The sequence below is a fragment of the Ahrensia marina genome, from assembly GCF_042140245.1.
Classification (GTDB): Bacteria; Pseudomonadota; Alphaproteobacteria; order Rhizobiales; family MH13; genus MH13.
The window spans coordinates 2,913,390-2,935,936 of the sequence record NZ_CP159483.1; the positions used below are offsets into that span (position 1 = coordinate 2,913,390).

A 22,547-nucleotide genomic window follows, 5' to 3' on the forward strand; every position below is an offset into this window, starting at 1 on the left:
CTTATTCAGCGGCTACGCTTGCCGTTGCAACGCGACCACCAAAACGCCTGTTCCGGCAGCGGAATGTCTCCAATGCCTCATCCAACGCGGCCGCGTTAAAATCGGGCCAGAGCGTTTCTGTGAAGACGAATTCTGCGTAAGCTGCCTGCCAAAGCAAAAAATTGGACAGGCGCATTTCACCGCTGGTGCGAACAATAAGATCAGGATCCGGCATGCCAGCTGTATCCAAAGCACCTTCAAAGAGCTCTGGAGTGATGGAGTTGGCATCGAGCACGCCATTGGCGGCCTGATCGGCCAGTTTGCGGGCGGCACGAACGATTTCATCGCGCCCGCCATAATTGAAGGCGATATTCAGATACAGGTTTCGACCATCACGCGTGACAGCTTCAGCATGCTCCAAAAGCTCACGAATATCGCGAGCCAGGTCATCGCGTTCGCCAATCACGCGAACCTTCACGCCGTTGGCTTTTAGTTCGCCCAAATCACGTTTGACGAACAGCCGAAGAAGCATCAGCAAATCGCGCACTTCAGCTTGAGGCCGCTTCCAGTTCTCGGAGGAAAAAGCAAAGAGCGTTAGGTGCTTGATGCCACGCTCACCAACATCGCGCACTGTTTGACGCAATGCCTCAACGCCCTTTCTATGCCCTTCAACGCGCGGCAAATGATGGTTTTCAGCCCACCGACCATTGCCGTCCATGATGATGCCCAGATGAACTGGCGTTCCATTCGCGCCTCCCGTGGAGGTGCGGATGTCTTCAGCATTTTCCTCAAGATCGACGAGGCGAGCAGCGGCTGACGGTGGGTTCATGGTGTTCTATCAAGCAAGGATCAGACGCACGGGCTAGATCTGCATGATCTCCGTTTCTTTGGATGCGAGCATCGTATCAATCTCGCCAACATAACGATCTGTCAGTTTCTGCACCTGATCAGATTGGGCGCGTACATCATCCTCTGAAAGTCCATCAGCTTTCTTAATGGTATCCAGTCCGTCACGCCGTACGTGACGAACGGCAATACGGGCCTGCTCGGCATACTTTTGAGCAACCTTGGTCAATTCGGTGCGACGTTCTTCGTTGAGTTCGGGGATAGGAAGACGAATGTTGGTGCCATCCACCACTGGATTGAGGCCTAGATTCGACTGCCGTATGGCTTTTTCCACCGCAATTAAGGTGCCCTTGTCCCACACATTTATGGAGATCATACGCGGCTCTGGCACGCTGACCGTCGCCACTTGGGTCATCGGCATCATGCTGCCGTAGGCTTCCACCATGATCGGTTCCACAAGGCTCGATGACGCCCGCCCTGTGCGTAAGCCGCCAAACTCATTTTTGAGGCTTCCCAAAGCACCCTGCATGCGGCGCTCAATGTCGCCAAGATCGATATCATCACTCATCGTTTTCACCCTACACGCATCGTTCAAAGTCAGGCGGCCAACGGAACGGAGCCGCCAAGAAAGTTCTATCGGCCTCTGTGGTTCAGCCACCACACCCTCATGGTGTAATCCTTGAACCAACATCTTCACCGGCCACAACCGAACCAAGCGCGCCGGGCTGGTGAATAGAAAAAACTATGATGGGCAGCGCATTATCTCGTGCCAAGGCAAGAGCAGCGGTGTCCATAACCTGCAAGCCCTTGGCCAAGGCCTCATCCAAGCTGATCGTGGCATAGCGCGTGGCGCTAGGATCTGTTTTTGGATCCGCACTGTAGACACCATCAACCTGCGTTGCCTTCAAAATGGCGTCAGCGCCAATCTCGGCAGCGCGCAGCGTTGCCCCTGTGTCCGTTGTGAAAAAGGGGCTGCCCGTACCACCAGCCAAGACAACAACCTCACCGGCCTCAAGCGAGGCAAGCACCGCGCGCTGCGAAAAGGTCTCGCACATGGTTGGCGCCGGAAAACCGGAAAAAAGGTTTGAGGCAGCGCCTGCTTCGCGGATCGCTTCTCGCATCGCGATACCGTTTATCAACGTGCCAAGCATTCCCATATGGTCACCGGCAACGCGGTCTCCGCCGTCAGCAGCCATCCGTGCGCCGCGAATGATGTTGCCACCTCCGACAACGACTGCCATCTGCGCGCCCGTATTGGCACATTCTGCGATCTCGCCCGCGATGCGCTTCATGGTCGCCGCATCATGGCCAAAGCCCTGCGGCCCAGCCAAAGCCTCGCCGGACAATTTCAGCAAGTAACGGGGTGAAGAATCAGCCACTGTTGACCCTCTCATTGAATGGGCACCGGATACAGCAAGGGTGCCGCGCTGTCACGCGACACCCTTTGTTTTTCGTATCGATGTTTCCCTTAGGTGAGGTCGTGAAACCTACCCTTGAGCGACAGCGGCAACCTCTGCAGCGAAGTCTTCTTCTTCTTTCTCGATGCCATCACCGAGCTTGAAGAGTGCAAACGCTGTCATATTGATCGGTGCGCCAACGTCACCTTCAGCATCTTTGATAGCCTGAGCCACCGTCACGTCTGGGTTCATGACGAAGGACTGGTTCAAAAGCACGCTTTCCTCAAAAAACTTGCGGATGCGGCCTTCCACCATCTTCTCGATGATGTTCTCAGGCTTGCCGGACTCGCGGGCCTGCTCGGAAAACACATGACGCTCACGCTCAACAACAGCTGGGTCCATGTCATCAACAGACAAAGACAAAGGCGTCGTTGCAGCCACGTGCATGGCAACCTGACGGCCAACACCGGCCAGAGCATCGGCTTTGCCGGATGATTCCAGCGCAACCAGAACACCGATCTTGCCGAGGCCAGGCGCGACAGATGAGTGGACGTAGCTGGCCACCACACCCTCGTTGACCGAAAGCTTGGCAACACGGCGCAGGTTCATGTTCTCACCGATTGTTGCAACAGCATCTTTGATGCTGGCATCAACGGTCTTGTCTGAACCATCCAGGGTTGCGGCTTCAACGGCATCGACCGATCCATCAGTGCCAAGCGCGGTTTTCGCCACGCCCATCACCAATGACTGAAACTGCTCGTTGCGGGCAACAAAGTCAGTTTCTGAGTTCAGCTCGATCATGGCGGCTTGCTTGCCATCGGCCACGAGGCCAACAAGACCTTCAGCAGCCACACGGCTTGCCTTCTTGGCCGCACGAGCAAGGCCTTTGGTGCGCAGATAGTCGACGGCGGCTTCCATGTCGCCCTCGGTTTCCACCAACGCTGCCTTGCAATCCATCATGCCTGCGCCCGTGGTTTCGCGCAGTTCTTTCACGGCGGCTGCGGTGATTGCGGCCATTGCTCTCATCTCCTATCAAATGTGTTGCGCTGTCCCAGACACTATCCTTTTAAGCGGACTTACCTGAGCAGTTTTCCTGTGCGGGAGGTCTTGCCTGATCAAGTATGACACGGCTGTGTCAAACCTGATGGCAACGTACCAACTCACAATTTGGTTTCTCGTGTTTGCGGGTGAGCAGCATGTATGGGTACGCTGCTCACACCGTTCAAGTCAGGCCCAGCGGGCCACTGCCATGCGTTAAGCGCAGACGTTAAGCGCTAGGCTTTTCTTCGGCGGGTGCTTCGGCTGAGGCTTCTGCTGCGGCAGCTTCTTCAGCAACTGGTGCAGCCTCTTCAGCTGCAGCCTCTGCGGGCGCTTCAGCAGCAACTTCTTCAAGGGCTGGTTCAATCGGAGTTTCTTCCGTTGCACCCAAGTCGACGCCCATCCCGGTTTTGTTGCGACCGATACCATCAAGCGCAGCACGCGAAATGAGATCACAGAACAAAGCGACCGAACGACCCGCATCATCATTGCCTGGGATCGGGAAGGTGATGCCATCCGGGTTGCAGTTGGTATCGACCACAGCGACCACAGGAATACCCAAGCGGTTGGCTTCTTTGATGGCAATCAACTCTTTGTTGGTGTCGATCACGAACATCATAGACGGCAGGCCTGGCATGTTCTTGATACCGCCAAGTGCGCGTTCAAGTTTGTCACGCTCTCGGGTGCGCAGCAGACGCTCTTTCTTGGTCAAGCCAGACTCGGGATTCGCCAGAACCTCTTCCAAGTGCTTCAAGCGTTTGATCGAATTGGAGATTGTGTTCCAGTTGGTCAGCATGCCACCGAGCCAACGGGAGTTGACATAGTACTGTGCGCAGTTGCGCGCAGCTTCAGCGATCGGCTCAGAAGCCTGACGCTTGGTGCCAACGAACAGAATACGGCCACCATCGGCAAGCACATCGGAAACAGCTTGCAGCGCGCGCTGCAGCATCGGTGCTGTCTGGCCAAGGTCGAGAATATGGACGCCATTGCGCTCACCGAAAATATAGGTTCCCATACGCGGGTTCCAGCGGTGAGTTTGGTGTCCAAAGTGAGCGCCAGCTTCCAGAAGCTGACGCATGGTGAAGGCAGGGAGTGCCATGCGGAATGTCCTTTTTTCCGGTTTAACCTAGCGCACCGTAGGGCCTTCGCTCAGGCCGAAGCCTGAAGCCCACCGGATGGTCGATAAACTGCCATCGACCGGTCAGTGCGTGTGGAATGAGGGGGCGCTTAGCGGGTTTTGCAGCCCAACGCAAGCATAACTGGTGCGTCGCCGATTAAACGCGGCGCTTTCGACATCAAGAACTAGACCAGTTCCGCGTCAACCACGCCATGCAGTGCACGCACTGCGCCCGCCAGTGCTGGAGTGACTGCATAGGAGCCGGGCAGAGAAACTTCGATTTCCTGCGCAGCTTCGCCATCAAGAACGATCACGCTGACTTCGCCGCGTGGTCCAGGTTTCAGATAGGTTGCAAGGGACGAAACTGTCTCCGGCTCGCGAACAAAAACCTGCAAACGTTGGACACTGGATTTGGCAAGGTCTTCCAACGGCTCAATGGCTGTGATGCGCAGACGCAAATCACCATCGTTCATACGACCGGCCACACTGAGCAACAATGAAACACCTGGTTTCACATGAGCGCGCACGTCACCGATTTGCTCTTCGTAAGCGGCGACTTCGTAGAGCCCAGAGTGATCAGTGAGCTTGATGATCGCCATTGCACGGCCATCGCGGGTACGGCGCTCATAGCTGTCGGACACGACACCCGCGAGCCGTGTCGCGTGCATCGGGCCTTTGCGTTCGCGACCGTTGCTGCTCACAACCGGCGCGTCATCCTCGTCCGGTTGTCCTTGGCTGACACTGGCCAAAAACTCATTGAACGTTTGAATGCGGAGCCGTTTGAGGACCTGTTCATAGTCATCGAGCGGATGGGCGGAGAAGAAAAACCCAAGGGCATTGAGCTCGTTCTGCAAGCGCTCGGCCAAAGGCCATTCATTGCCAATAACCACCAGGTCTGTTTGGTCGGCAGGTGCATCGCCAAACAAACCGCCCTGCCCTGAGGCCCGATCATCGTGACGGCTTGCCGCCTCTGCCATCAAGCGGTCAACGGATCGTGACAGAGCAGCTCGCGAACCGTGCAAACTGTCGAAAACGCCAGCGGCAATCATGTTTTCCATGGAGCGCTTGTTGATGATGCGCGGGTTGATGCGGGCCACAACGTCATCCAGCGACGCGAACGTGCCGTGAGATTTTCGAATGTCCGCAATATGGTCGGCGACGCCCTCGCCCACGCCTTTGATAGCGCAAAGCGCATAGTCTATCGCACCATCACGCACCGAAAAGCGTGCAAGTCCATGATTGATTGACGGTGAGTTGACGGTGATGCCGCGTTTGATCGCATCTTGGCGGAAGTCAGCAAGCTTTTCCGTGTTGGTGAGATCATAGGTCATCGACGCGGCCAGGAACTCCACCGGGTAGTTCGCCTTTAGATAGGCTGTTTGGTAGGAAACCAGGGCATAGGCGGCAGCGTGGGATTTGTTGAAGCCGTAGTCGGCGAACTTCGCCACTTTCTCAAAGATGTCGCTGACAACATGGGCATCTAGGCCGTTTTCTTCCGCGCCATCCAAGAAACGAGACTTCTGCTTCTCCATCTCCGAACGGATTTTTTTGCCCATCGCACGACGCAGCATGTCCGCTTCAGCAAGTGAAAAGCCAGAGAGCACGCGAGCGATCTCCATCACCTGCTCTTGGTAGACAATAATGCCATGCGTCTCTTTGAGCACCGGTTCAAGCAGCGGGTGCATGTAGTCTGGCTCTTCGTGGCCATGCTTGATAGCCGCAAAGCGCGGAATGTTGCTCATTGGGCCAGGCCGGAAGAGCGCCACCAGTGCGATGATATCTTCAAATCTGTCAGGCTTGATGCTGAGCAGTGTGCGCCGCATGCCCGCCGATTCCACCTGGAACACTCCAACCGTATCGGCCTTGGCATACAGCTCGTAGGCGCCTGGATCATCAAGTGGGATGGTTTCCAGATCGATCTCGATCCCTCGCCCTTCGAGCAGGCGCAGCGTTTCTTGAATGATGGAGAGGGTTTTGAGACCGAGAAAATCGAACTTCACCAAACCGGCCGGTTCCACCCACTTCATCGAGTATTGGGTGACCGGCATCGGCGTGCCTGGCTCTCGGTAGATCGGCACCAATTTATCAAGCGGGCGGTCGCCGATCACCACGCCAGCAGCGTGCGTGGACGCGTGCCGGAACAAGCCTTCTAGGCGTTGTGACAAATCCAACAGCTTAGCGACAATCGGCTCGTCTTGGCCGGCGGCGCGCAGTGTGTCGACCTCTTTTAGTGCACGATCAAGCGTGTAGGGATCAGCTGGGTTGGCGGGCACCATTTTGCAAAGGCGGTCTACCTGGCCGTATGGCATCTCCAGGACACGCCCGACATCGCGCAGCACAGCGCGGGCCTGCAACGTTCCAAATGTAATGATCTGGGCGACGCGATCGTGCCCGTAGCGCTCTTGCACATAGGTGATGACCTCATCGCGCCGATCTTGGCAGAAATCGATGTCGAAATCGGGCATCGACACGCGTTCAGGGTTCAAGAAACGTTCAAACAGCAGTCCGAACCGCAAGGGATCGAGGTCTGTAATGGTCAGCGCCCACGCCACAACGGAACCGGCACCAGAACCACGGCCTGGCCCAACCGGAATGTCATGTTGCTTTGCCCATTGGATGAAATCGGCAACGATTAGGAAGTATCCGGGGAACTGCATGCGCTCGATGATCGAGAGCTCAAACTCCAAACGCTTGTCATAATCTTCACGCGTGGTATCGGGCGCCAATCCATTGGCGTCCAAGCGCTCATCGAGCCCGGTTCTGGCCATCCGCACTAGTGCTTCGGTCTCTGTTTCTTCTCCTGCGGCACTTTCGCTTGTGGTGAAGTGCGGCAGAAGCGGTGGAGACTTTGTGGGTCGGAAGGAGACGCGCCGAGCGATTTCCAACGTGTTGGCGATGGCTTCGGGACAATCGGAGAAGCGGCGGCGCATCTCCTCTTGGCTTGCAAAGGCATGCTCAGGTGTCAGGCGTCGGCGATCATCGTCCGCCACCAACCTGCTTTCGGCGATCGCAAGAAGTGCATCATGCGCCTCATAATCATCGGGTGCAGGAAAGAAATTTTCGTTGGTCGCGACCAAGGGGAGATCATGCTTGTAGGCAAGCGAAATGAGGCCAGGCTCTGTAGCTTTTTCTTGCTCCATGCCATGGCGTTGAAGTTCCACGTAGAGCCGATTGTCAAAAACGCTATGCAGCTGCTTCAGGCGCTGCTCTGCTATTTCCTTCTCATCGCGCCAAATTGCTTCGCCCACCGGACCGAAGGCACCGCCGGTCAGGCAGATGATGCCCTGATGGGCATCAGAAAGCTGATCGATGGAGAGCAATGGCCCTGTGCTCGCAACATCATCGTAAGCAAGCGACGCTAAAGATAGAAGATTGCCGAAGCCCTCTTCGTTCATCGCGATTAGAACGATGGATGGAGACGTCTGAGCAACGCTTCCTTTGGCGTTTGCTCTGCCGCCTATCTTGCTATCGCCATCCTCTTCCCGGTCGAAGAGAACAGGTATTTGCAATCCAATAATGGGTTGCATGCCAGCTTTTGCGGCTTTTTCTGAAAATTCGAGGGCGCCAAACAGATTGTTGGTGTCGGTGATCGCTACCGCTGGCTGACCGTCCGCCTTGGCAAGGTCAATGAGCTTGGGAACCTGGAGAGCCCCCTCAAGGAGCGAATACGCAGAGTGCGAGCGCAGATGAATGAAAGGCATGTTGCCCATCGCATCTCCAGTCGCATCTGCCATCTGCCTTGCCCTCGTGACTCGCCGGCATGATTACCTGACGTAGCAAGCTAGGCTTCCCCGGCTTTCAGTGAAAGGGCTGTGCGACATCTCAGATCGTTATGCACAGCCAGGTTTTGCTCTAGCCGATCAGCCCAACGGACATCACCAGCAAAGCCACGACAATCAATGCACAACCATCTTTGAGAACAAGCATGTTCAACTCCCTACAAAAAGAACATGAAGGGAACATAGTTCTATTTTTGTTCTCACGTCAAGCGCGGCTGCATTTTGTCTGGCTCGTCCAGGCTAAGCGGCTGATTCCACCGGCTCTTTCGCAACCACCTTGCCCTCTTGTAGCGTGATGATGCGATCAGCTTTCGCGGCCAGGGCAAGATTGTGTGTGGCAATCAAAGCCGAAACACCCGCTGCCCGCACAAGTGCCAGCAGCACCTGAAACACATGATCAGACGTACCAGGATCCAAATTGCCCGTTGGTTCATCAGCCAGCAGCAAGCCCGGCGCATTGGCCATGGCACGCGCAATGGCAACGCGTTGCTGCTCACCGCCTGAAAGCTCTGCGGGTCGGTGGGTGGCACGAGGCCCAATGTGCAAATAGTCAAGGAGTTCCATCGCACGGTCGCGCGCGGTCGCTTTGTCCAACCCGGCGATGAGCTGCGGCATCATCACATTTTCAAGCGCATCGAACTCTGGCAGCAGATGGTGAAATTGATAGACGAAACCGATCTGCTGACCACGCAGACTTGAAAGGTCTTTGTCATCAAGGCCGGTCGTATCTTGACCATTGATCAAAACCGTTCCGCTGTCGGGTCGGTCGAGCAAGCCGCAAATATGAAGCAGGGTCGATTTGCCAGCGCCTGATGGCGCGACCAAGGCAACCAGTTCGCCGGGGTGAACAGCAAAATTGGTGGTTTGGAGAATGTCCAAGCGCGCTTCGCCGGTCTGGAATCCGCGCGATACATTGTGCAGCTGAAGCCGCGGCACGTTACTCATAGCGCAGCGCCTCAACTGGATCGAGTTTGGCAGCACGCCATGCTGGGTAGAGCGTGGCCAACAAGGACAAAGCCAAGGCAATGATCAAAATGGCTGAAGTTTCCATAGGGTCCATGTCAGCCGGCAGGCGTGAAAGGTAATAGAGTTCGGGGGAAAACAGTTCGGTGCGTGTCAGCGTTGATATCAACTGACGTATGTTTTCCGCATTGAGGCAAATGATTGTGCCCAGAACGAACCCACATGCTGTACCGACCAGTCCGATACTGGCACCTGTCATCACAAACACTCGCATAATGGCACCGCGCGAGGCACCCATGGTGCGCAAGATCGCAATGTCGCGCCCCTTGTCCTTCACCAGCATGATCATGCCCGAAACCACATTCAGGGCCGCCACAAGCACAATCATGGTGAGAATCAGGAACATGACGTTCCGTTCCACCTCAAGCGCAGCAAAAAAGGTGAGGTTACGTTGCCGCCAATCGACGCTGAACAGCGAGCGTTGCGCCGCGTTTTCGATGGTCGCGCGCATTTCGCCAATCGCGTCTGGGTCCTCAACATAGACATCCACACCGGACACCGTGTTGCCCATGTTAAAATAAGCCTGCGCTTCAGCCAGTGGCATGAACACGAACACCAGATCGTATTCCGACATGCCAATCTCGAAGATCGCTTGCACTTGATAGGCTTTGATACGCGGCGTCACACCAAATGGTGTAACAGACCCTCGCGGCGTCACGATGGTCACGCTGTCTCCGACCGCAACGCCCAGCTGTGAGGCAAGACGCGATCCGATGATGATGGTTTCCCCTGGCTCACCCTCGACAGGATCAAAGCCGTCGATGGTTCCACCGCGCAAAGACTGTGAAAGGGCGGGTAGCGACAGCAGATCATCTTCGCTCATGCCGCGAACAACAACGCCGTTGCTGGCATTGGTTCCTGACGCGAGTGCCTGGCCTTCCACAAAAGGCACAGCGATCTCAACACCATCTACACCGGTCACGCGGGTCTGCACATCACGATAGTCATCAAAGGGCCGGTCAACAGCTTGCAGAACCAGATGACCATTGATGCCAAGGATCTTATCCAGGAGCTCAGCGCGGAAGCCATTCATGACGGCCATGACGACGATAAGGGTCGCCACGCCGAGCATGATGCCGAGGAACGAGAATCCCGCGATGACGGAGATAAAGGTTTCTTTACGGCGCGCGCGTAGATAGCGAAGCGCAATCATCCGTTCAAAACGGGAGAAGGGCCCTGTCTTTGGGGGCAATGTCGCAGTGCCATCGCTGGCCATGTCGCTTTGATCGGAAACGCTCACCAAAGTCTTTCCTCCTAGACGAGATGTGCCACGATTCGCCACCTGTCGGCGAGCAAACCGACCAAGGCTGTTCTGAGCTTTCCTTAGTGTTGCAAACCAAGGCCAAAGTGAGGTGAGAGAGCCGTTGCCCTATTGGGAGGCTGCCAGCGCGTTCACCGCTGCGTCAGGCGACATCAGGGAACGCTCGCCGGTTTTGCGGTCTTTGACTTCCACTTCACCGTTCTTCAGTCCCTTTGGTCCGACAATGATCTGCTTGGGCAGACCGATCAGATCCATCTGGGCAAATTTGGCGCCACCGCGTGCATCCGTGTCGTCGTAGAGCACATCCAGCCCACGAGCCTGCAACTGGGCCTCAAGCGAGGTGCAAGCTGAATTGCAAGCCTCATCGCCGGACCGCATGTTGATGATACCAACATCAAACGGCGCCACAGAGGCAGGCCAGATGATGCCATCATCATCATGCGAGGCCTCGATAATGGCAGGAACCAAGCGACTTGGACCAATGCCATAAGAGCCCATTTCCACCGGCACATCTTTGCCATCTGGTCCGGTGACAACAGCGCCCATAGGCGCTGAATACTTGGTACCAAAATAGAAAATGTGACCAACCTCGATGCCACGGGCCGATACGCGCCGCTCTTCTGGTACTGCCGTTTCGAAGGCAGCCTGATCGTGCATCTCATCGGTGGCCGCATAAGGCGCTGTAAAAGGAGCAACCAGATCGGCCAAGTCGCCTGAAAAGTCGGTGTCTTCGCTAGGAATCGGCAAATCAAGCATCGCCTTGTCGCAGAAGACTTCGCTTTCGCCGGTATCTGCCAGGATAATGAACTCATGGCTGAGATCACCGCCTATTGGGCCAGTGTCGGCCTTCATCGGCACGCTGGTAAGACCCATGCGCGAAAAGGTGCGCAGATAGGCAACAAACATACGATAGTAAGCGCGACGCGCAGCCTCGGCATCCAAATCGAAGGAATAGGCATCCTTCATAAGAAATTCGCGCGAGCGCATTGTGCCAAAGCGCGGGCGCACTTCATCACGCACCTTCCACTGGATGTGGTAGAGGTTGAGCGGCAAGTCTTTGTAAGATCGCACACCGGACTTGAAGATCGCGGTGATCATCTCTTCGTTCGTTGGACCGTAGAGCATTGGGCGGTCGTGCCGATCAGTGATGCGCAACATCTCTTGGCCATAGGCATCGTACCGCCCCGATTCGATCCAAAGGTCAGCCGGTTGCAACGTCGGCATCAGCACCTCAATGGCGCCGGAGCGGTCTTGCTCCTCGCGGATGATCGTGCAGATTTTGTCCAGAACGCGCTTACCCAGCGGAAGCCAAGAGTAGATGCCAGCGGCCTCTTGGCGGATCATGCCAGCGCGTAGCATGAGCCGATGGGAGACGATCTCCGCTTCACGCGGCGTTTCTTTCAGGGTCGGCAGAAAATAGCGCGACAAGCGCATGACAGGCCTCTTCCTTAAGGGGATCGTGGTGTTGCCTGCGCATGTGCATGAAAGCACGGGGTCATGGCAAGGCCGGATGTGGTCTGAACGCTGTGACTAGTGCGGACAGGCGCTGTTTTGTTCAACCACCAAGCGCGCGCCGCCGCCCTCTGTACGAACAGACAGACCCTGTCGACGCAAGCGCAAGCGCGTTTCCTCGTCCCAGCCATAAACGTCTTGGAGGTTCACAGTTGGCCCGACATCAGCGGGCAACCCCAGCCGCACCGTTCGCGCCGTTGCGTGTGGAATCACCACCGGCGCGCTTTGGTTTGTGCAAGAAAGATGGTGGCGATTGCTGAGCGATTCTGCCGTGCCAAGGCTTACGGTCGCGAGCAGCATTGTTGCGGTGGTTGCCAGTCTCATAGCCAGTTTTTCAAGCGTCTTAGGCATGATCGATTGATAGCACGAGCGAAACCGATTGCGCACAGAGGTTTGCAACGCGGTAAACAGCACGATTTTGGCAACCAACTCTCGTACTTTGACTGCCAGTAGACAGTTTCCTACGTGAATTTACGCAAGGTTCCCCGGTGCAATCGATCTCAAACAGGTGGCGCCACATTTGTTGTGCAGCGCAGCACATTTTTTACGTGACACCCAACCGGAAAAACGCCTACAAAGTTGTCATAAGCGGTGCCAAACCGCACAAATAAATGCCAGTGGCTCAAGTCTCGGGGGGAGACGCGGGGTTAATTGGATTACTATCGGCAGGATCGAAAGATCCTGCCTTTTTATTTGGCAAATCAATAAGCTGAAAAAGTTTTTGAAAGCGGTTTCGAGGCACGCATGTTTATGGCGCACAAAGCGCCAGCAATTCACAACATCAATTGCTACTTGAAGAAAATCTCTTAAGTTATTGATATTATTCGCCAGGAAGCGGAAAATCCATGATCGAGATGCCGGAGTAGACAATCAACCAATAGATCACCGCAAAGACGATGCTGGCCACAACCGTGTTGCGGATGGCGATCTTCAGGAACGATGTTTTTTCCGGCGCGCTGGCTGGAGCACCTGGCACCACCTCTCCTGCTTCTGCTTGCGTACGCACGCCAAACGGCAAAACCGCAAACAGTGTGACCCACCAAACCACAAAATAGATCGCAAAAGCGCTGCCAAGCGACATGGGCTAAACCTCTTCCAGCTCGATCAATGTGCCGTTGAAGTCTTTTGGATGCAGAAACAGAACAGGTTTGCCGTGCGCCCCGATTTTAGGATCGCCTGAGCCAAGCACCCTCGCCCCCTCGGCCTTCAGCTTGTCTCGCGCCACCATGATGTCATCGACCTCAAAACACATATGATGGATTCCGCCAGATGGGCTTCGATCCAAAAAGGCCTGAATGGGCGATCCTTCACCCAGCGGCTCCAACAGTTCCACCTTCGTGTTTGGCAGTTCGACAAACACCACGGTTACGCCATGATCAGGCTCAGCCTGTGGTTCAGAGACAGTTGCGCCCAGTTGATCACGGTAGAGCGCGGTCGCCGAAGCAAGATCAGGAACGGCTATGGCGACATGGTTGAGGCGGCCAATCATCACGTGGCACCCTTATCGATGAGCAATGCGTGAACATGTACCACAGGGCGTTTGCCCCAGGCTTCGCGCACTTTGCCGCGCACCGATTTGCGCAAACTTTCCGACACAGCATCAACATCGCGACGCCGGGCCATTGGTAGCGCTCGCAAAGCTTGGCTTGTCGCGGTCAACACGTAGCTGTCCGCATCCTCATCATCCAACTGGTCGGGCAAACCATCCACGATCACCTCGATATCACTGACCAGCTTGCCAGCAGCCGACAGTCCAAGCGCAATGGTGATTACACCTACGTCGGCCAATGTGCGGCGCTCATAAACTCCGCTATCGCCTGGCAGAGTAAGCAAGTTGCCGTCTTTAACGTAAAAGCCTTGCTCAATTCCATCGACGATCTCAGCCCCGTCAGCGCGAATTTCCAAGATGTCACCATCGTTTACAATGGTTGCGCCATAGCCATGCTCTTTGGCGAGTTTGGCATGGGCGTTCATGTGCCGCGCCTCTCCGTGCACCGGCACGACTGTCGTCGGTTTGAGCGCTGAATAAAGGTGAACCAATTCGCCGCGCCTTGGGTGTCCGGAGACATGGATTGGCGCATCGGCATCAGTGATGATCTTGATGCCCGTTGCTGCGAGCTTGTTCATGATGCGTAGCACCCCGCGCTCGTTTCCTGGGATGATGCGTGACGAAAAGACGACGGTGTCTCCACGCGTCAGGGAAAGATGCGGATGATCGTGCTCTGCGGTGCGCGACAACGCTGCGCGCTCTTCGCCTTGTGATCCTGTGAGCAGGATGAGCGCCTTGTTGCGCGCGATGCGATCGAAACTGCGCATATCTTCAATTGGCGGCAGATCGGTAAGGATCCCAAGATCAACGCCAACGCCAATGACACGCTGAAGTGCCCTTCCCGCCAGCACGACTGTGCGCCCAGCATCGCGAGCCGCGTCTAGAATCGACTTGATACGGGCCATGTTGGAGGAAAAGAGCGTCACGCAAATGCGCTGCTCGGCCTCATTGATGACCTTTGCCAACGCTTTGCCGACCTCAGCTTCGGTAGGGCTTTCCCCGTCACGCATAGCATTGGTGCTGTCGCCCATGACGGCATCGACGGGACCAGCGTCACGAAAGGCTTTGAAATCGGCAAGTGAGGTTGGTTCGCCAATGATGGGTTCAGCGTCCAGCTTCCAATCGCCTGTATGCACGACACGACGATCCCCAGCCTCAATCATCAAGGAATGACTCTCAGGGATCGAATGGGAAACGGGTACAGCTGTAAGTGTGAAGTCACCAACTGAAAACGGAGCACGGGGTTCAAAACGCTGAAAATCGATGGCGTGGAACACCTGATCTGACGGATTCTTGGCCTCAAGCAGTGCCTGGGCAAAGGCGCTGATGTACACCGGCGCCTGAAGATGCGGCCAAAGCGTTAGAAGCGCGCCGATATGGTCCTCATGCGCGTGGGTAATGACGATGCCATCCAGCTTGTCGCGACGCTTCTCGATGTAGCTGATGTCAGGCGTGATCAGATCAATGCCAGGAAGGTCTGGACCAGCAAACGAAACGCCACAATCAATCATGATGAACCGGCGCCCTTTGCCTGACCCGTAGCCATACAGCGCCAAATTCATGCCGATTTCGCCCACCCCGCCCAAAGGCATGAATGTGAAGGTTGGAGCTTTGCTCATAGTGGCTCTTCTGCTGCGGTCCGGCGCTTAGCGTGCGGATCCTATTGCGATTTGATGACGATATCGCCGGTGCGGATGGCGCGCATAGCGCCGGAGTCCAGCCGTACCATCAAGGCACCATCAGATGCCAGATGGTCAAAGGTGCCGTGTAAGTCTTCGCTGCCCATCCGCACGGTGATTGGCGCGCCAATACCGGTCGCGTGCTGCATCCAGGCCGGAATGATTGACTGCGGCGCGCTGTCCAACTGCGCCAAGCTATGGCTCAGTGTTCCTCGCAGGCTTGCAAACACATCGCCCGCCGTTGCGCTCGCTCCCTGCTCGGAAAGATAGGTGACGGCGCGTCCCTCTATCTCGGGCGCATGTTCAATGTTGAGCCCAATTCCAATCGCAATCAACGGCGGATGACCAGGTAGTGTTTTCTGCTCGATGAGGATGCCCGAGGTTTTGGCACCGTCTATCAACACATCGTTGGGCCACTTAAGGCCAACCTCGCTTTGACGCTCCGGTGGCAGATGCTTGGCCATGGCATGGTAGACGGCCAATGATACGGCAAACGGCAAAAGCTGAAGCGCATCAGGCGGGGGCGTAACATATGTCGAATAGAGATTGCCCGGTGCAGAAACCCAATGGCGGTCCATCCGCCCGCGCCCCTGCGTCTGTTCATCTGCGGTCAGCCAAAACGGTACCGCTTCTCCTTGGCCAACCATGGCCCAAGCCTCTGTGAGCGTCGACCCAACGCTGGAGAGGTGGAAATGCGGCGTGTTTGGCAAGACTCTTTAGAACAGGCTCGCGGCTGCGCGGTCTGCCCAGGAGGTCAGCGGACCAGCAACAAACACGAAGAAAACCACGAACAGGCCAGAGGCCCAGGTCACCGTGCGCAGTTCGATAGCCGCGGGCACAAAGCCTTCCACAGGCTCATCAAAGTACATGATCTTGATGATGCGCAGATAGTAGACCGCTCCGACAACGCTGGCGAGAACGCCGATGATGGCAAGCGCATAAAGCTCTGCCTCAATGGCCGCCAGGAAGACAAAGTACTTGGCAAAAAAGCCTGCCAACGGCGGGATACCGGCCAGCGAGAACAGAAGCATTGCCAGGAAAAAAGCCTGCACAGGATTGGTTTTGGAGAGGCCTGCAAGCTCGTCAATCTCTTCCACCATGCCGCCAGCTCGGCGCATGGAAAGAATGATGGCGAATGCACCAAGGGTCATGGCGGCGTAGATCGCCATATAAATCACCACCCCTTGAACGCCAGCCTGTGTGCCAGCGGCAAGCCCGACCAATGCAAAGCCCATATGCCCGATAGACGAATAGGCCATAAGACGTTTGATGTTGCGCTGACCGATGGCCGCAAACGCACCGAGCACCATGGAGGCAATGGCCACAAAGGTGAGCACTTGCTGCCACTCGCGGGTTGCCGGTTCGAAGGCGTCCACAGCGATCCGCACAAGCAGTGCCATGGCTGCGATTTTTGGTGCAGCGGCAAAGAACGCCGTGATCGGAGTTGGTGACCCCTCGTAGACATCAGGCGTCCACATGTGGAACGGCACGGCGGAAATCTTGAAAACAAGACCGGCCAAAATGAACACCAGGCCGAAGATCACACCGGTGGAAACACCACCCGCCTGAAGCGTGTCGGCAATTGGGCCAAACTCGGTGTGGCCGGTAAAACCGTAGACCAGTGAGGCACCATAAAGCAGCATGCCTGAGGAGAGCGCACCCAGAACGAAGTATTTCAGACCGGCTTCAGATGCGCGGGTGGAATCGCGATTGATGGCGGCAGTCACGTAGAGCGCCAGAGACATAAGTTCCAGGCCGAGATAAAGCGCGATCAGCGTTGTCGCCGAGACCATCATGCCCATGCCGAGCGTTGCCAGTACGATCAACACCGGCAGCTCAAAACGGCCATAGCCCTCACGTTGAACAAAATCCACACCAAGCGACAACGCGATTGCCGCAGCAGCAAAGATTAACACCTTCATCGTCCGCGCAAACTCATCCATCACGAACGCGCCATTCATGGTCATGCCCGCGGGCGCCAGAAGCGTGAGCACCAAAGCAACCACCAACAGGCCAATGGCCAGACCGGTGATCAGGTTGGTGCTGTCGGATTTGCGGAACACGCCAAACATCAGCATTACCATAGCGCCGATGGCCAGAACGATCTCTGGCAGCGCTGGCATCAGGTCTGGGAGGGCTGGCTGAAGCATGAGTGTCTCTGAAGCTTACTGCGTGGCCGCCATGTTGAGCGCCTCTGCGGCTTGCAGAGCCTGCTCAACACCGGTGACCATGTTGGCAACCGATGCGGCTGTGACATCGTTGATTGGCGAGGGATAGACGCCGAAGAAAATGGTGAGAAGAACGAGCGGAACAAGCACGATGAGTTCGCGCGCGTTCACATCGGTGATTGTTTTCAGGTTCTCTTTTTCAAGTGGGCCGAAAATCACCTGGCGATACAGCCAAAGTGCGTAACAGGCCGACAAAATCACGCCCGTTGTCGCCAGCAACGCAACCCAAGTGTTGGCCTGGAAAGCTCCCATCAGTGTCAGGAACTCGCCCACGAAACCGGATGTGCCCGGTAACCCGACATTGGCCATGGTGAAGATCATGAAGATCGCGGCGTAGAGCGGCATACGATGGACAAGTCCGCCATAGGCTTTGATCTCACGTGTGTGCATGCGGTCGTAGACAACCCCGACGCATAGGAAGAGCGCGCCGGACACAATGCCATGTGAAATCATCTGGAACAAAGCACCCTGGATGCCCTGTTCGTTGAGCGCGAAAATTCCCATGGTAACAAAGCCCATATGAGCGACGGACGAGTAGGCGATCAGTTTCTTGATGTCTTCCTGCACCATCGCCACAAGCGAGGTGTAGATGATGGCCACCACGGACATGACAAACACAAGTGGCGCGAACAGTTCGCTTGCCTCGGGGAACATGGGCAGCGAGAAACGCAGGAAGCCGTAGCCACCCATCTTCAGCAAGATGCCGGCGAGGATCACCGAACCTGCGGTTGGTGCTTCCACGTGCGCGTCTGGCAACCAGGTGTGGAATGGCCACATGGGCATCTTCACAGCGAACGAAGCGAAGAAGGCAAGCCACAGCCAAAATTCCATGCTGGCCGGGAAATCATGCGCCAGAAGCTGCTCAATGTCGGTGGTGCCTGCACTCCAGTACATCGCCATGATGGCGAGCAGCATCAGAACCGAGCCTAGCAGCGTGTAGAGGAAGAATTTGAAGCTCGCATAAATGCGTCGCTTGCCACCCCAGACGCCGATGATGATGAACATCGGGATGAGGCCACCTTCAAAGAAGATGTAGAAGACGACGATATCAAGAGCACAGAACACGCCAATCATCAGCGTTTCGAGCACCAAAAACGCGATCATGTACTCTTTGAGGCGCGTCTTAATCGCAGCGCTTGCCAGAATACAGGCTGGCATCAAGAAGGTGGTCAAGATGACGAACAGCATGGAAATGCCGTCCACGCCCATCTTGTACGTGACCAGACCGCCGAGCCACTCGCTCTCTTCGACCATCTGGAAGCCGGGGTTGGAGTTATCAAACCCACCCCAGATGAACAGCGAGACGATGAACGTCACAATGGTGGTGAACAGGGCGATGTTGCGAATGTTGCGTTGCGCAATGTCATCATCACCACGGATCAACAGGATCAGCGCGACACCGACGAGCGGCAGGAACGTGACGATGGAAAGGATGGGCCAGTCGATCATCGGTTAGACACCTGACGCAAAGACAAAATAGGTGATGAGCGCCGCCACACCAATCAGCATGGCAAAGGCGTAGTGATAGACGAAACCGGTCTGCAGCTTGACCACGCGGTTGGTGACGTCAATGACGCGCGCTGCAATGCCGTTGGGCCCGACTCCATCAATGATCTTGCCGTCTCCGCCTTTCCAGAACAGACGGCCAAGCCACTGCGCTGGGCGCACGAAGATCATGTCGTAGAGCTCGTCAAAGTACCATTTGTTGAGCAGGAAGCGGTAGAGGATGTCATGGCGCTCTGCCAACTGAGCAGGCATGTGCGGGCTTCGGATGTACATCCAGTAAGCCAGTAAGAAGCCCAGAATCATCATCACCAGTGGCGAACGGATCACCCACTGTGGCACTTCATGCAGGGCATGAAGGATGTCGTTGGTGGGAAGCATGAAGATCGCTTCGCGGAAGAAGTGGTGGAAGCCGTCTTCGTAAGCAAACGAGTGCTCGAATACGATGCCTGCCAGCAGCGCCCCGACCGCCAGCAACGCCAGCGGAATTGTCATTACGTAAGGGCTCTCGTGAACATGGCTCATGACATCGGCTGAGGCGCGCGGTGTGCCATGGAAGGTCATGAAGATGAGGCGCCACGAATAGAAGCTTGTGAGCATCGCCGCGAGCACTGTCATCCAGAATGCGTAGCGCGCCACACCGTCACCAGCAGCGAAAGCCGCTTCGATCACCGCATCTTTAGAGAAGTAACCTGCCGTATAAGGGAAACCAGTCAGCGCAATCGTGCCGATGATCATCATCGCGTAGGTGAACGGAATGTGCTTCCAGAGGCCGCCCATGCGGCGCATATCCTGCTCGTTGGAAACCGCATGGATCACCGAACCAGCGCCAAGGAAAAGCAGTGCCTTGAAGAAGGCGTGCGTGAAGAGGTGGAAAATCCCAACCGAGTAAGCCCCAACGCCGAGCGCAACGAACATGTAGCCGAGTTGCGAACAGGTTGAGTAAGCAATGACGCGCTTGATGTCGTTTTGAACCAAGCCAACCGTTGCCGCGAAGATGGCTGTGGTGCCACCGATAAAGGTTACGAAGGCGAGCGCGCTCGGAGCGTATTCGAAGATCGGCGACATGCGCGCCACCAGGAAAACACCGGCGGTCACCATGGTTGCTGCGTGGATCAGCGCGGAGACTGGTGTTGGGCCTTCCATCGCATCTGGAAGCCAGGTGTGCAGTAGGAACTGCGCTGATTTACCCATCGCGCCCATGAAGAGCAGCAGGCAGATCGTCGTTAGAGCGTGGACTTCCATGCCCAGGAACATGAATGTGGTGTCGGCGTACTCGGAGGCTTCATTGAAGATCACTTCAAATTCGGCCGAACCGAACAGGACAAACACGCCAAAGATGCCAAGAAGGTAGCCAAAGTCGCCCACACGGTTGACGATGAAGGCTTTCATCGCCGCCGCATTGGCCGACGATTTTTTGTACCAGAAACCGATGAGCAGGTAGGAGGCCACGCCCACGCCTTCCCAGCCGAAGAACATCTGCAACAGATTGTCTGATGTCACCAGCATCAGCATGGCGAAGGTGAAGAGCGAAAGGTAGGCAAAGAAGCGCGACCGGTGCTCGTCGTGGCTCATGTAGCCGATCGAATAGAGGTGAACGAGCGCTGAGACCGAATTCACCACGACCAGCATCACAGCTGTCAGCGTATCAAGGCGAAACGCCCAATCGACGGTGAAGTCGCCGGAAGAAATCCAGTGCAGCACTTGGACGCGCTCGTAAGCGTGGCCATTACCAGCCGTGCCAACCAGGGACATGAGACCGGAGTGCTCAACCGCTTCGGCCACTTCACCATGACCGAAGCCTGTCTGAACGAAAACGATCCAGGAGAGAACCGCAGCGATCCCAACGAAACTGGTCGTGATGATTTCAACGGGACGGTGGCCAAGCAGCTTGCCAAACAGGCCAGCGATCAAGAAGCCGATGAGAGGGAGAAAGACGATTGCCGATAGCATGAACGTGTCAGCCCTTCATCATGTTGATGTCTTCCACCGCGATGGACCCACGGTTACGGAAGAAGACAACGAGAATAGCCAAGCCAATGGCTGCCTCTGCGGCGGCCACGGTGAGAATGAAGAGCGCGAAAATCTGTCCGGCCAGATCGTTCAAGTAGAAAGAGAACGCTACCAGGTTCAGGTTGACCGCAAGCAGGATCAGTTCAACCGACATCAAGATGATGATGACGTTCTTGCGATTGATGAAGATCCCAAATACGCCCAGCGTGAACAGGATCGCCCCGACCGTGAGATAATGGCCAAGTCCGATGGACATGTGCGAATTTAACCCCCTGATCGCCGTGGAAGAACCCGCGGCGGCAAACTCTTAAAGACCTTGGCCCGACTTAACCTTGACCACCTCGATGGCGGTTTCAGGTGTGCGTGCGTTTTGAACATTGATATCCTGCCGCTTGACGCCTTCGCGGTGGCGCAGCGTGAGCACAATGGCCCCGACCATTGCGACCAGAAGCACCATGCCAGCAGCTTGGAAGAAGTAGACGTAGTCGGTGTACAGGACCAAGCCGATGGCTTCGATGTTGGAAACCTCTTCCAACAGCGGCATCGGCATGCCTGTGTCGAGCGCGACTTCCGCGTCGAACACAGTCGCGCCAAGCACCAGAACAAGTTCTAGCACCAGAATCACCGCAATCAGCGCCCCGATTGGCAGGTACTGAAGAAACCCTTGGCGCAGTTCGGCGAAATCAACGTCGAGCATCATCACGACGAAGAGGAAGAGCACCGCGACCGCACCAACGTACACAACCACAAGAAGCAGCGCCAAAAACTCTGCGCCGACAAGCATGAAGAGGCCTGCGGAATTGAAGAAGGCCAGGATAAGAAAGAACACCGAGTGCACTGGGTTGCGTGCGGCAATCACCAGAAAAGCCGATGCAACAGTGATGGCGGCAAACAGATAGAAAAAGAAGCTGGTAAGAACCATCTAAGCGCCTGTTTTGCCGCCGTTATCAGCGGTCATACCTTCTCATTTACATCATCGCCTTAAAGAGGCGATGTCATTGCATCCATCAGCGCGGGTGCGCTGCATATCAAATCACTGTTGCCATCCCGATTGGGTGGCGTGTTAGCCAAAGCCAGACAAGTCGTCCAGCCCAACTTTGTAACGTTGGGACCGACCCTTCGTGGCCCTAACGGTAGTCTGCATCCATCTCCAGAGATTTGGCGATGTCGCGCTCCCAGCGCTCACCGTTCTCCAGCAGTTTTTCTTTGTTGTAGTAGAGCTCTTCACGCGTTTCGGTGGCAAACTCAAAGTTTGGCCCCTCAACGATCGCATCCACTGGGCAAGCCTCTTGGCAGAGGCCGCAATAGATGCACTTGACCATGTCGATATCGTAGCGGGTTGTGCGTCGCGTCCCATCGTTGCGGCGCGGACCAGCCTCGATGGTAATGGCCTGCGCTGGGCAAATCGCTTCGCAAAGCTTGCACGCAATACAGCGCTCTTCCCCATTTGGATACCGACGCAGCGCGTGCTCACCTCGAAAGCGCGGTGACACATACCCTTTTTCATAAGGATAGTTCAGCGTTGGCTTGGGCCTAAAAAAGTAGCGCATCGACAGGGCGAAAGCCCCAACAAACTCCTTCAACAGGAGCGATTTAGCGGCTTGATCAAGCTGCATGTGAAGT

The 22,547-nt window shown here is 55.9% G+C and carries 20 protein-coding genes; all 20 read right to left on the bottom strand.

Annotated elements, in window-relative coordinates:
* Position 1: 1 nt before the first annotated feature.
* Positions 2-808, bottom strand: coding sequence for an isoprenyl transferase (locus ABWH92_RS14230; protein ID WP_375569428.1), 807 nt, complete (start codon positions 806-808; stop codon positions 2-4).
* Positions 809-841: 33 nt separating this feature from the next.
* Positions 842-1,393, bottom strand: coding sequence for a ribosome recycling factor (gene frr, locus ABWH92_RS14235; protein WP_375569430.1), 552 nt, complete (start codon positions 1,391-1,393; stop codon positions 842-844).
* A gap of 97 nt (positions 1,394-1,490) precedes the next feature.
* Positions 1,491-2,219, bottom strand: a complete 729-nt coding sequence (gene pyrH, locus ABWH92_RS14240; RefSeq protein ID WP_375569432.1) for a UMP kinase — start codon at positions 2,217-2,219, stop codon at positions 1,491-1,493.
* Positions 2,220-2,312: 93 nt separating this feature from the next.
* Positions 2,313-3,239 carry a translation elongation factor Ts gene (tsf, locus tag ABWH92_RS14245; protein ID WP_375569434.1) on the bottom strand — a complete coding sequence of 309 codons (927 nt, stop codon included), beginning with the start codon at positions 3,237-3,239 and terminating at the stop codon, positions 2,313-2,315.
* A 250-nt stretch (positions 3,240-3,489) separates the two neighbouring features.
* On the bottom strand, positions 3,490-4,359 hold the full coding sequence (gene rpsB / locus ABWH92_RS14250) for a 30S ribosomal protein S2 (RefSeq protein WP_375569436.1): 870 nt from the start codon (positions 4,357-4,359) through the stop codon (positions 3,490-3,492).
* 203 nt (positions 4,360-4,562) lie between these two features.
* Positions 4,563-8,111, bottom strand: coding sequence for a DNA polymerase III subunit alpha (dnaE, locus tag ABWH92_RS14255; protein WP_375569438.1), 3,549 nt, complete (start codon positions 8,109-8,111; stop codon positions 4,563-4,565).
* A 285-nt stretch (positions 8,112-8,396) separates the two neighbouring features.
* Positions 8,397-9,101, bottom strand: a complete 705-nt coding sequence (locus tag ABWH92_RS14260; protein WP_375569440.1) for an ABC transporter ATP-binding protein — start codon at positions 9,099-9,101, stop codon at positions 8,397-8,399.
* Positions 9,094-10,395: a lipoprotein-releasing ABC transporter permease subunit gene (locus ABWH92_RS14265; RefSeq protein ID WP_375574257.1), complete on the bottom strand. Its 1,302-nt coding sequence runs from the start codon at positions 10,393-10,395 to the stop codon at positions 9,094-9,096. Before ABWH92_RS14265 ends, ABWH92_RS14260 begins: the two co-directional genes overlap by 8 nt.
* 153 nt (positions 10,396-10,548) lie before the next feature.
* Entirely contained in the window at positions 10,549-11,874 is a 1,326-nt protein-coding gene (gene proS / locus ABWH92_RS14270; RefSeq protein WP_375569442.1) for a proline--tRNA ligase, read from the bottom strand.
* Between the two features lie 96 nt (positions 11,875-11,970).
* A complete protein-coding gene (locus ABWH92_RS14275) occupies positions 11,971-12,303 on the bottom strand; it encodes a hypothetical protein (RefSeq protein WP_375569444.1) in 333 nt (110 codons plus the stop codon).
* Positions 12,304-12,772: 469 nt separating this feature from the next.
* Entirely contained in the window at positions 12,773-13,033 is a 261-nt protein-coding gene (locus ABWH92_RS14280) for a DUF1467 family protein (RefSeq protein WP_375569445.1), read from the bottom strand.
* Between the two features lie 3 nt (positions 13,034-13,036).
* Positions 13,037-13,441 carry a methylmalonyl-CoA epimerase gene (mce, locus tag ABWH92_RS14285; RefSeq protein WP_375569447.1) on the bottom strand — a complete coding sequence of 135 codons (405 nt, stop codon included), beginning with the start codon at positions 13,439-13,441 and terminating at the stop codon, positions 13,037-13,039.
* Positions 13,441-15,120: a ribonuclease J gene (locus ABWH92_RS14290; protein WP_375569449.1), complete on the bottom strand. Its 1,680-nt coding sequence runs from the start codon at positions 15,118-15,120 to the stop codon at positions 13,441-13,443. The genes mce and ABWH92_RS14290 overlap by 1 nt, the downstream gene beginning before the upstream one ends.
* A 41-nt stretch (positions 15,121-15,161) precedes the next feature.
* Positions 15,162-15,890, bottom strand: a complete 729-nt coding sequence (locus ABWH92_RS14295; RefSeq protein WP_375569451.1) for a biotin--[acetyl-CoA-carboxylase] ligase — start codon at positions 15,888-15,890, stop codon at positions 15,162-15,164.
* 6 nt (positions 15,891-15,896) lie between these two features.
* Positions 15,897-17,330 carry an NADH-quinone oxidoreductase subunit NuoN gene (nuoN, locus tag ABWH92_RS14300; protein WP_375569453.1) on the bottom strand — a complete coding sequence of 478 codons (1,434 nt, stop codon included), beginning with the start codon at positions 17,328-17,330 and terminating at the stop codon, positions 15,897-15,899.
* A gap of 15 nt (positions 17,331-17,345) precedes the next feature.
* On the bottom strand, positions 17,346-18,857 hold the full coding sequence (locus ABWH92_RS14305) for an NADH-quinone oxidoreductase subunit M (protein ID WP_375569455.1): 1,512 nt from the start codon (positions 18,855-18,857) through the stop codon (positions 17,346-17,348).
* 3 nt (positions 18,858-18,860) lie between these two features.
* A complete protein-coding gene (nuoL, locus tag ABWH92_RS14310; RefSeq protein ID WP_375569457.1) occupies positions 18,861-20,864 on the bottom strand; it encodes an NADH-quinone oxidoreductase subunit L in 2,004 nt (667 codons plus the stop codon).
* A 7-nt stretch (positions 20,865-20,871) separates the two neighbouring features.
* A complete protein-coding gene (gene nuoK, locus ABWH92_RS14315) occupies positions 20,872-21,180 on the bottom strand; it encodes an NADH-quinone oxidoreductase subunit NuoK (RefSeq protein WP_375569459.1) in 309 nt (102 codons plus the stop codon).
* 51 nt (positions 21,181-21,231) lie between these two features.
* On the bottom strand, positions 21,232-21,846 hold the full coding sequence (locus tag ABWH92_RS14320) for an NADH-quinone oxidoreductase subunit J (protein WP_375569461.1): 615 nt from the start codon (positions 21,844-21,846) through the stop codon (positions 21,232-21,234).
* A gap of 205 nt (positions 21,847-22,051) precedes the next feature.
* Positions 22,052-22,540: an NADH-quinone oxidoreductase subunit NuoI gene (nuoI, locus tag ABWH92_RS14325; protein WP_375569463.1), complete on the bottom strand. Its 489-nt coding sequence runs from the start codon at positions 22,538-22,540 to the stop codon at positions 22,052-22,054.
* Positions 22,541-22,547: the final 7 nt, after the last annotated feature.

Excerpts from the sequence above, each read along its gene's own strand:
- ABWH92_RS14230 (WP_375569428.1), bottom strand. The coding sequence starts at position 808 with ATGAACCCACCGTCAGCCGCTGCTCGCCTCGTCGATCTTGAGGAAAAT.
- frr (WP_375569430.1), bottom strand. The coding sequence starts at position 1,393 with ATGAGTGATGATATCGATCTTGGCGACATTGAGCGCCGCATGCAGGGT.
- pyrH (WP_375569432.1), bottom strand. The coding sequence starts at position 2,219 with ATGAGAGGGTCAACAGTGGCTGATTCTTCACCCCGTTACTTGCTGAAA.
- tsf (WP_375569434.1), bottom strand. The coding sequence starts at position 3,239 with ATGGCCGCAATCACCGCAGCCGCCGTGAAAGAACTGCGCGAAACCACG.
- rpsB (WP_375569436.1), bottom strand. The coding sequence starts at position 4,359 with ATGGCACTCCCTGCCTTCACCATGCGTCAGCTTCTGGAAGCTGGCGCT.
- dnaE (WP_375569438.1), bottom strand. The coding sequence starts at position 8,111 with ATGGCAGATGCGACTGGAGATGCGATGGGCAACATGCCTTTCATTCAT.
- ABWH92_RS14260 (WP_375569440.1), bottom strand. The coding sequence starts at position 9,101 with ATGAGTAACGTGCCGCGGCTTCAGCTGCACAATGTATCGCGCGGATTC.
- ABWH92_RS14265 (WP_375574257.1), bottom strand. The coding sequence starts at position 10,395 with ATGGCCAGCGATGGCACTGCGACATTGCCCCCAAAGACAGGGCCCTTC.
- proS (WP_375569442.1), bottom strand. The coding sequence starts at position 11,874 with ATGCGCTTGTCGCGCTATTTTCTGCCGACCCTGAAAGAAACGCCGCGT.
- ABWH92_RS14275 (WP_375569444.1), bottom strand. The coding sequence starts at position 12,303 with ATGCCTAAGACGCTTGAAAAACTGGCTATGAGACTGGCAACCACCGCA.
- ABWH92_RS14280 (WP_375569445.1), bottom strand. The coding sequence starts at position 13,033 with ATGTCGCTTGGCAGCGCTTTTGCGATCTATTTTGTGGTTTGGTGGGTC.
- mce (WP_375569447.1), bottom strand. The coding sequence starts at position 13,441 with ATGATTGGCCGCCTCAACCATGTCGCCATAGCCGTTCCTGATCTTGCT.
- ABWH92_RS14290 (WP_375569449.1), bottom strand. The coding sequence starts at position 15,120 with ATGAGCAAAGCTCCAACCTTCACATTCATGCCTTTGGGCGGGGTGGGC.
- nuoN (WP_375569453.1), bottom strand. The coding sequence starts at position 17,330 with ATGCTTCAGCCAGCCCTCCCAGACCTGATGCCAGCGCTGCCAGAGATC.
- ABWH92_RS14305 (WP_375569455.1), bottom strand. The coding sequence starts at position 18,857 with ATGATCGACTGGCCCATCCTTTCCATCGTCACGTTCCTGCCGCTCGTC.
- nuoL (WP_375569457.1), bottom strand. The coding sequence starts at position 20,864 with ATGCTATCGGCAATCGTCTTTCTCCCTCTCATCGGCTTCTTGATCGCT.
- nuoK (WP_375569459.1), bottom strand. The coding sequence starts at position 21,180 with ATGTCCATCGGACTTGGCCATTATCTCACGGTCGGGGCGATCCTGTTC.
- ABWH92_RS14320 (WP_375569461.1), bottom strand. The coding sequence starts at position 21,846 with ATGGTTCTTACCAGCTTCTTTTTCTATCTGTTTGCCGCCATCACTGTT.
- nuoI (WP_375569463.1), bottom strand. The coding sequence starts at position 22,540 with ATGCAGCTTGATCAAGCCGCTAAATCGCTCCTGTTGAAGGAGTTTGTT.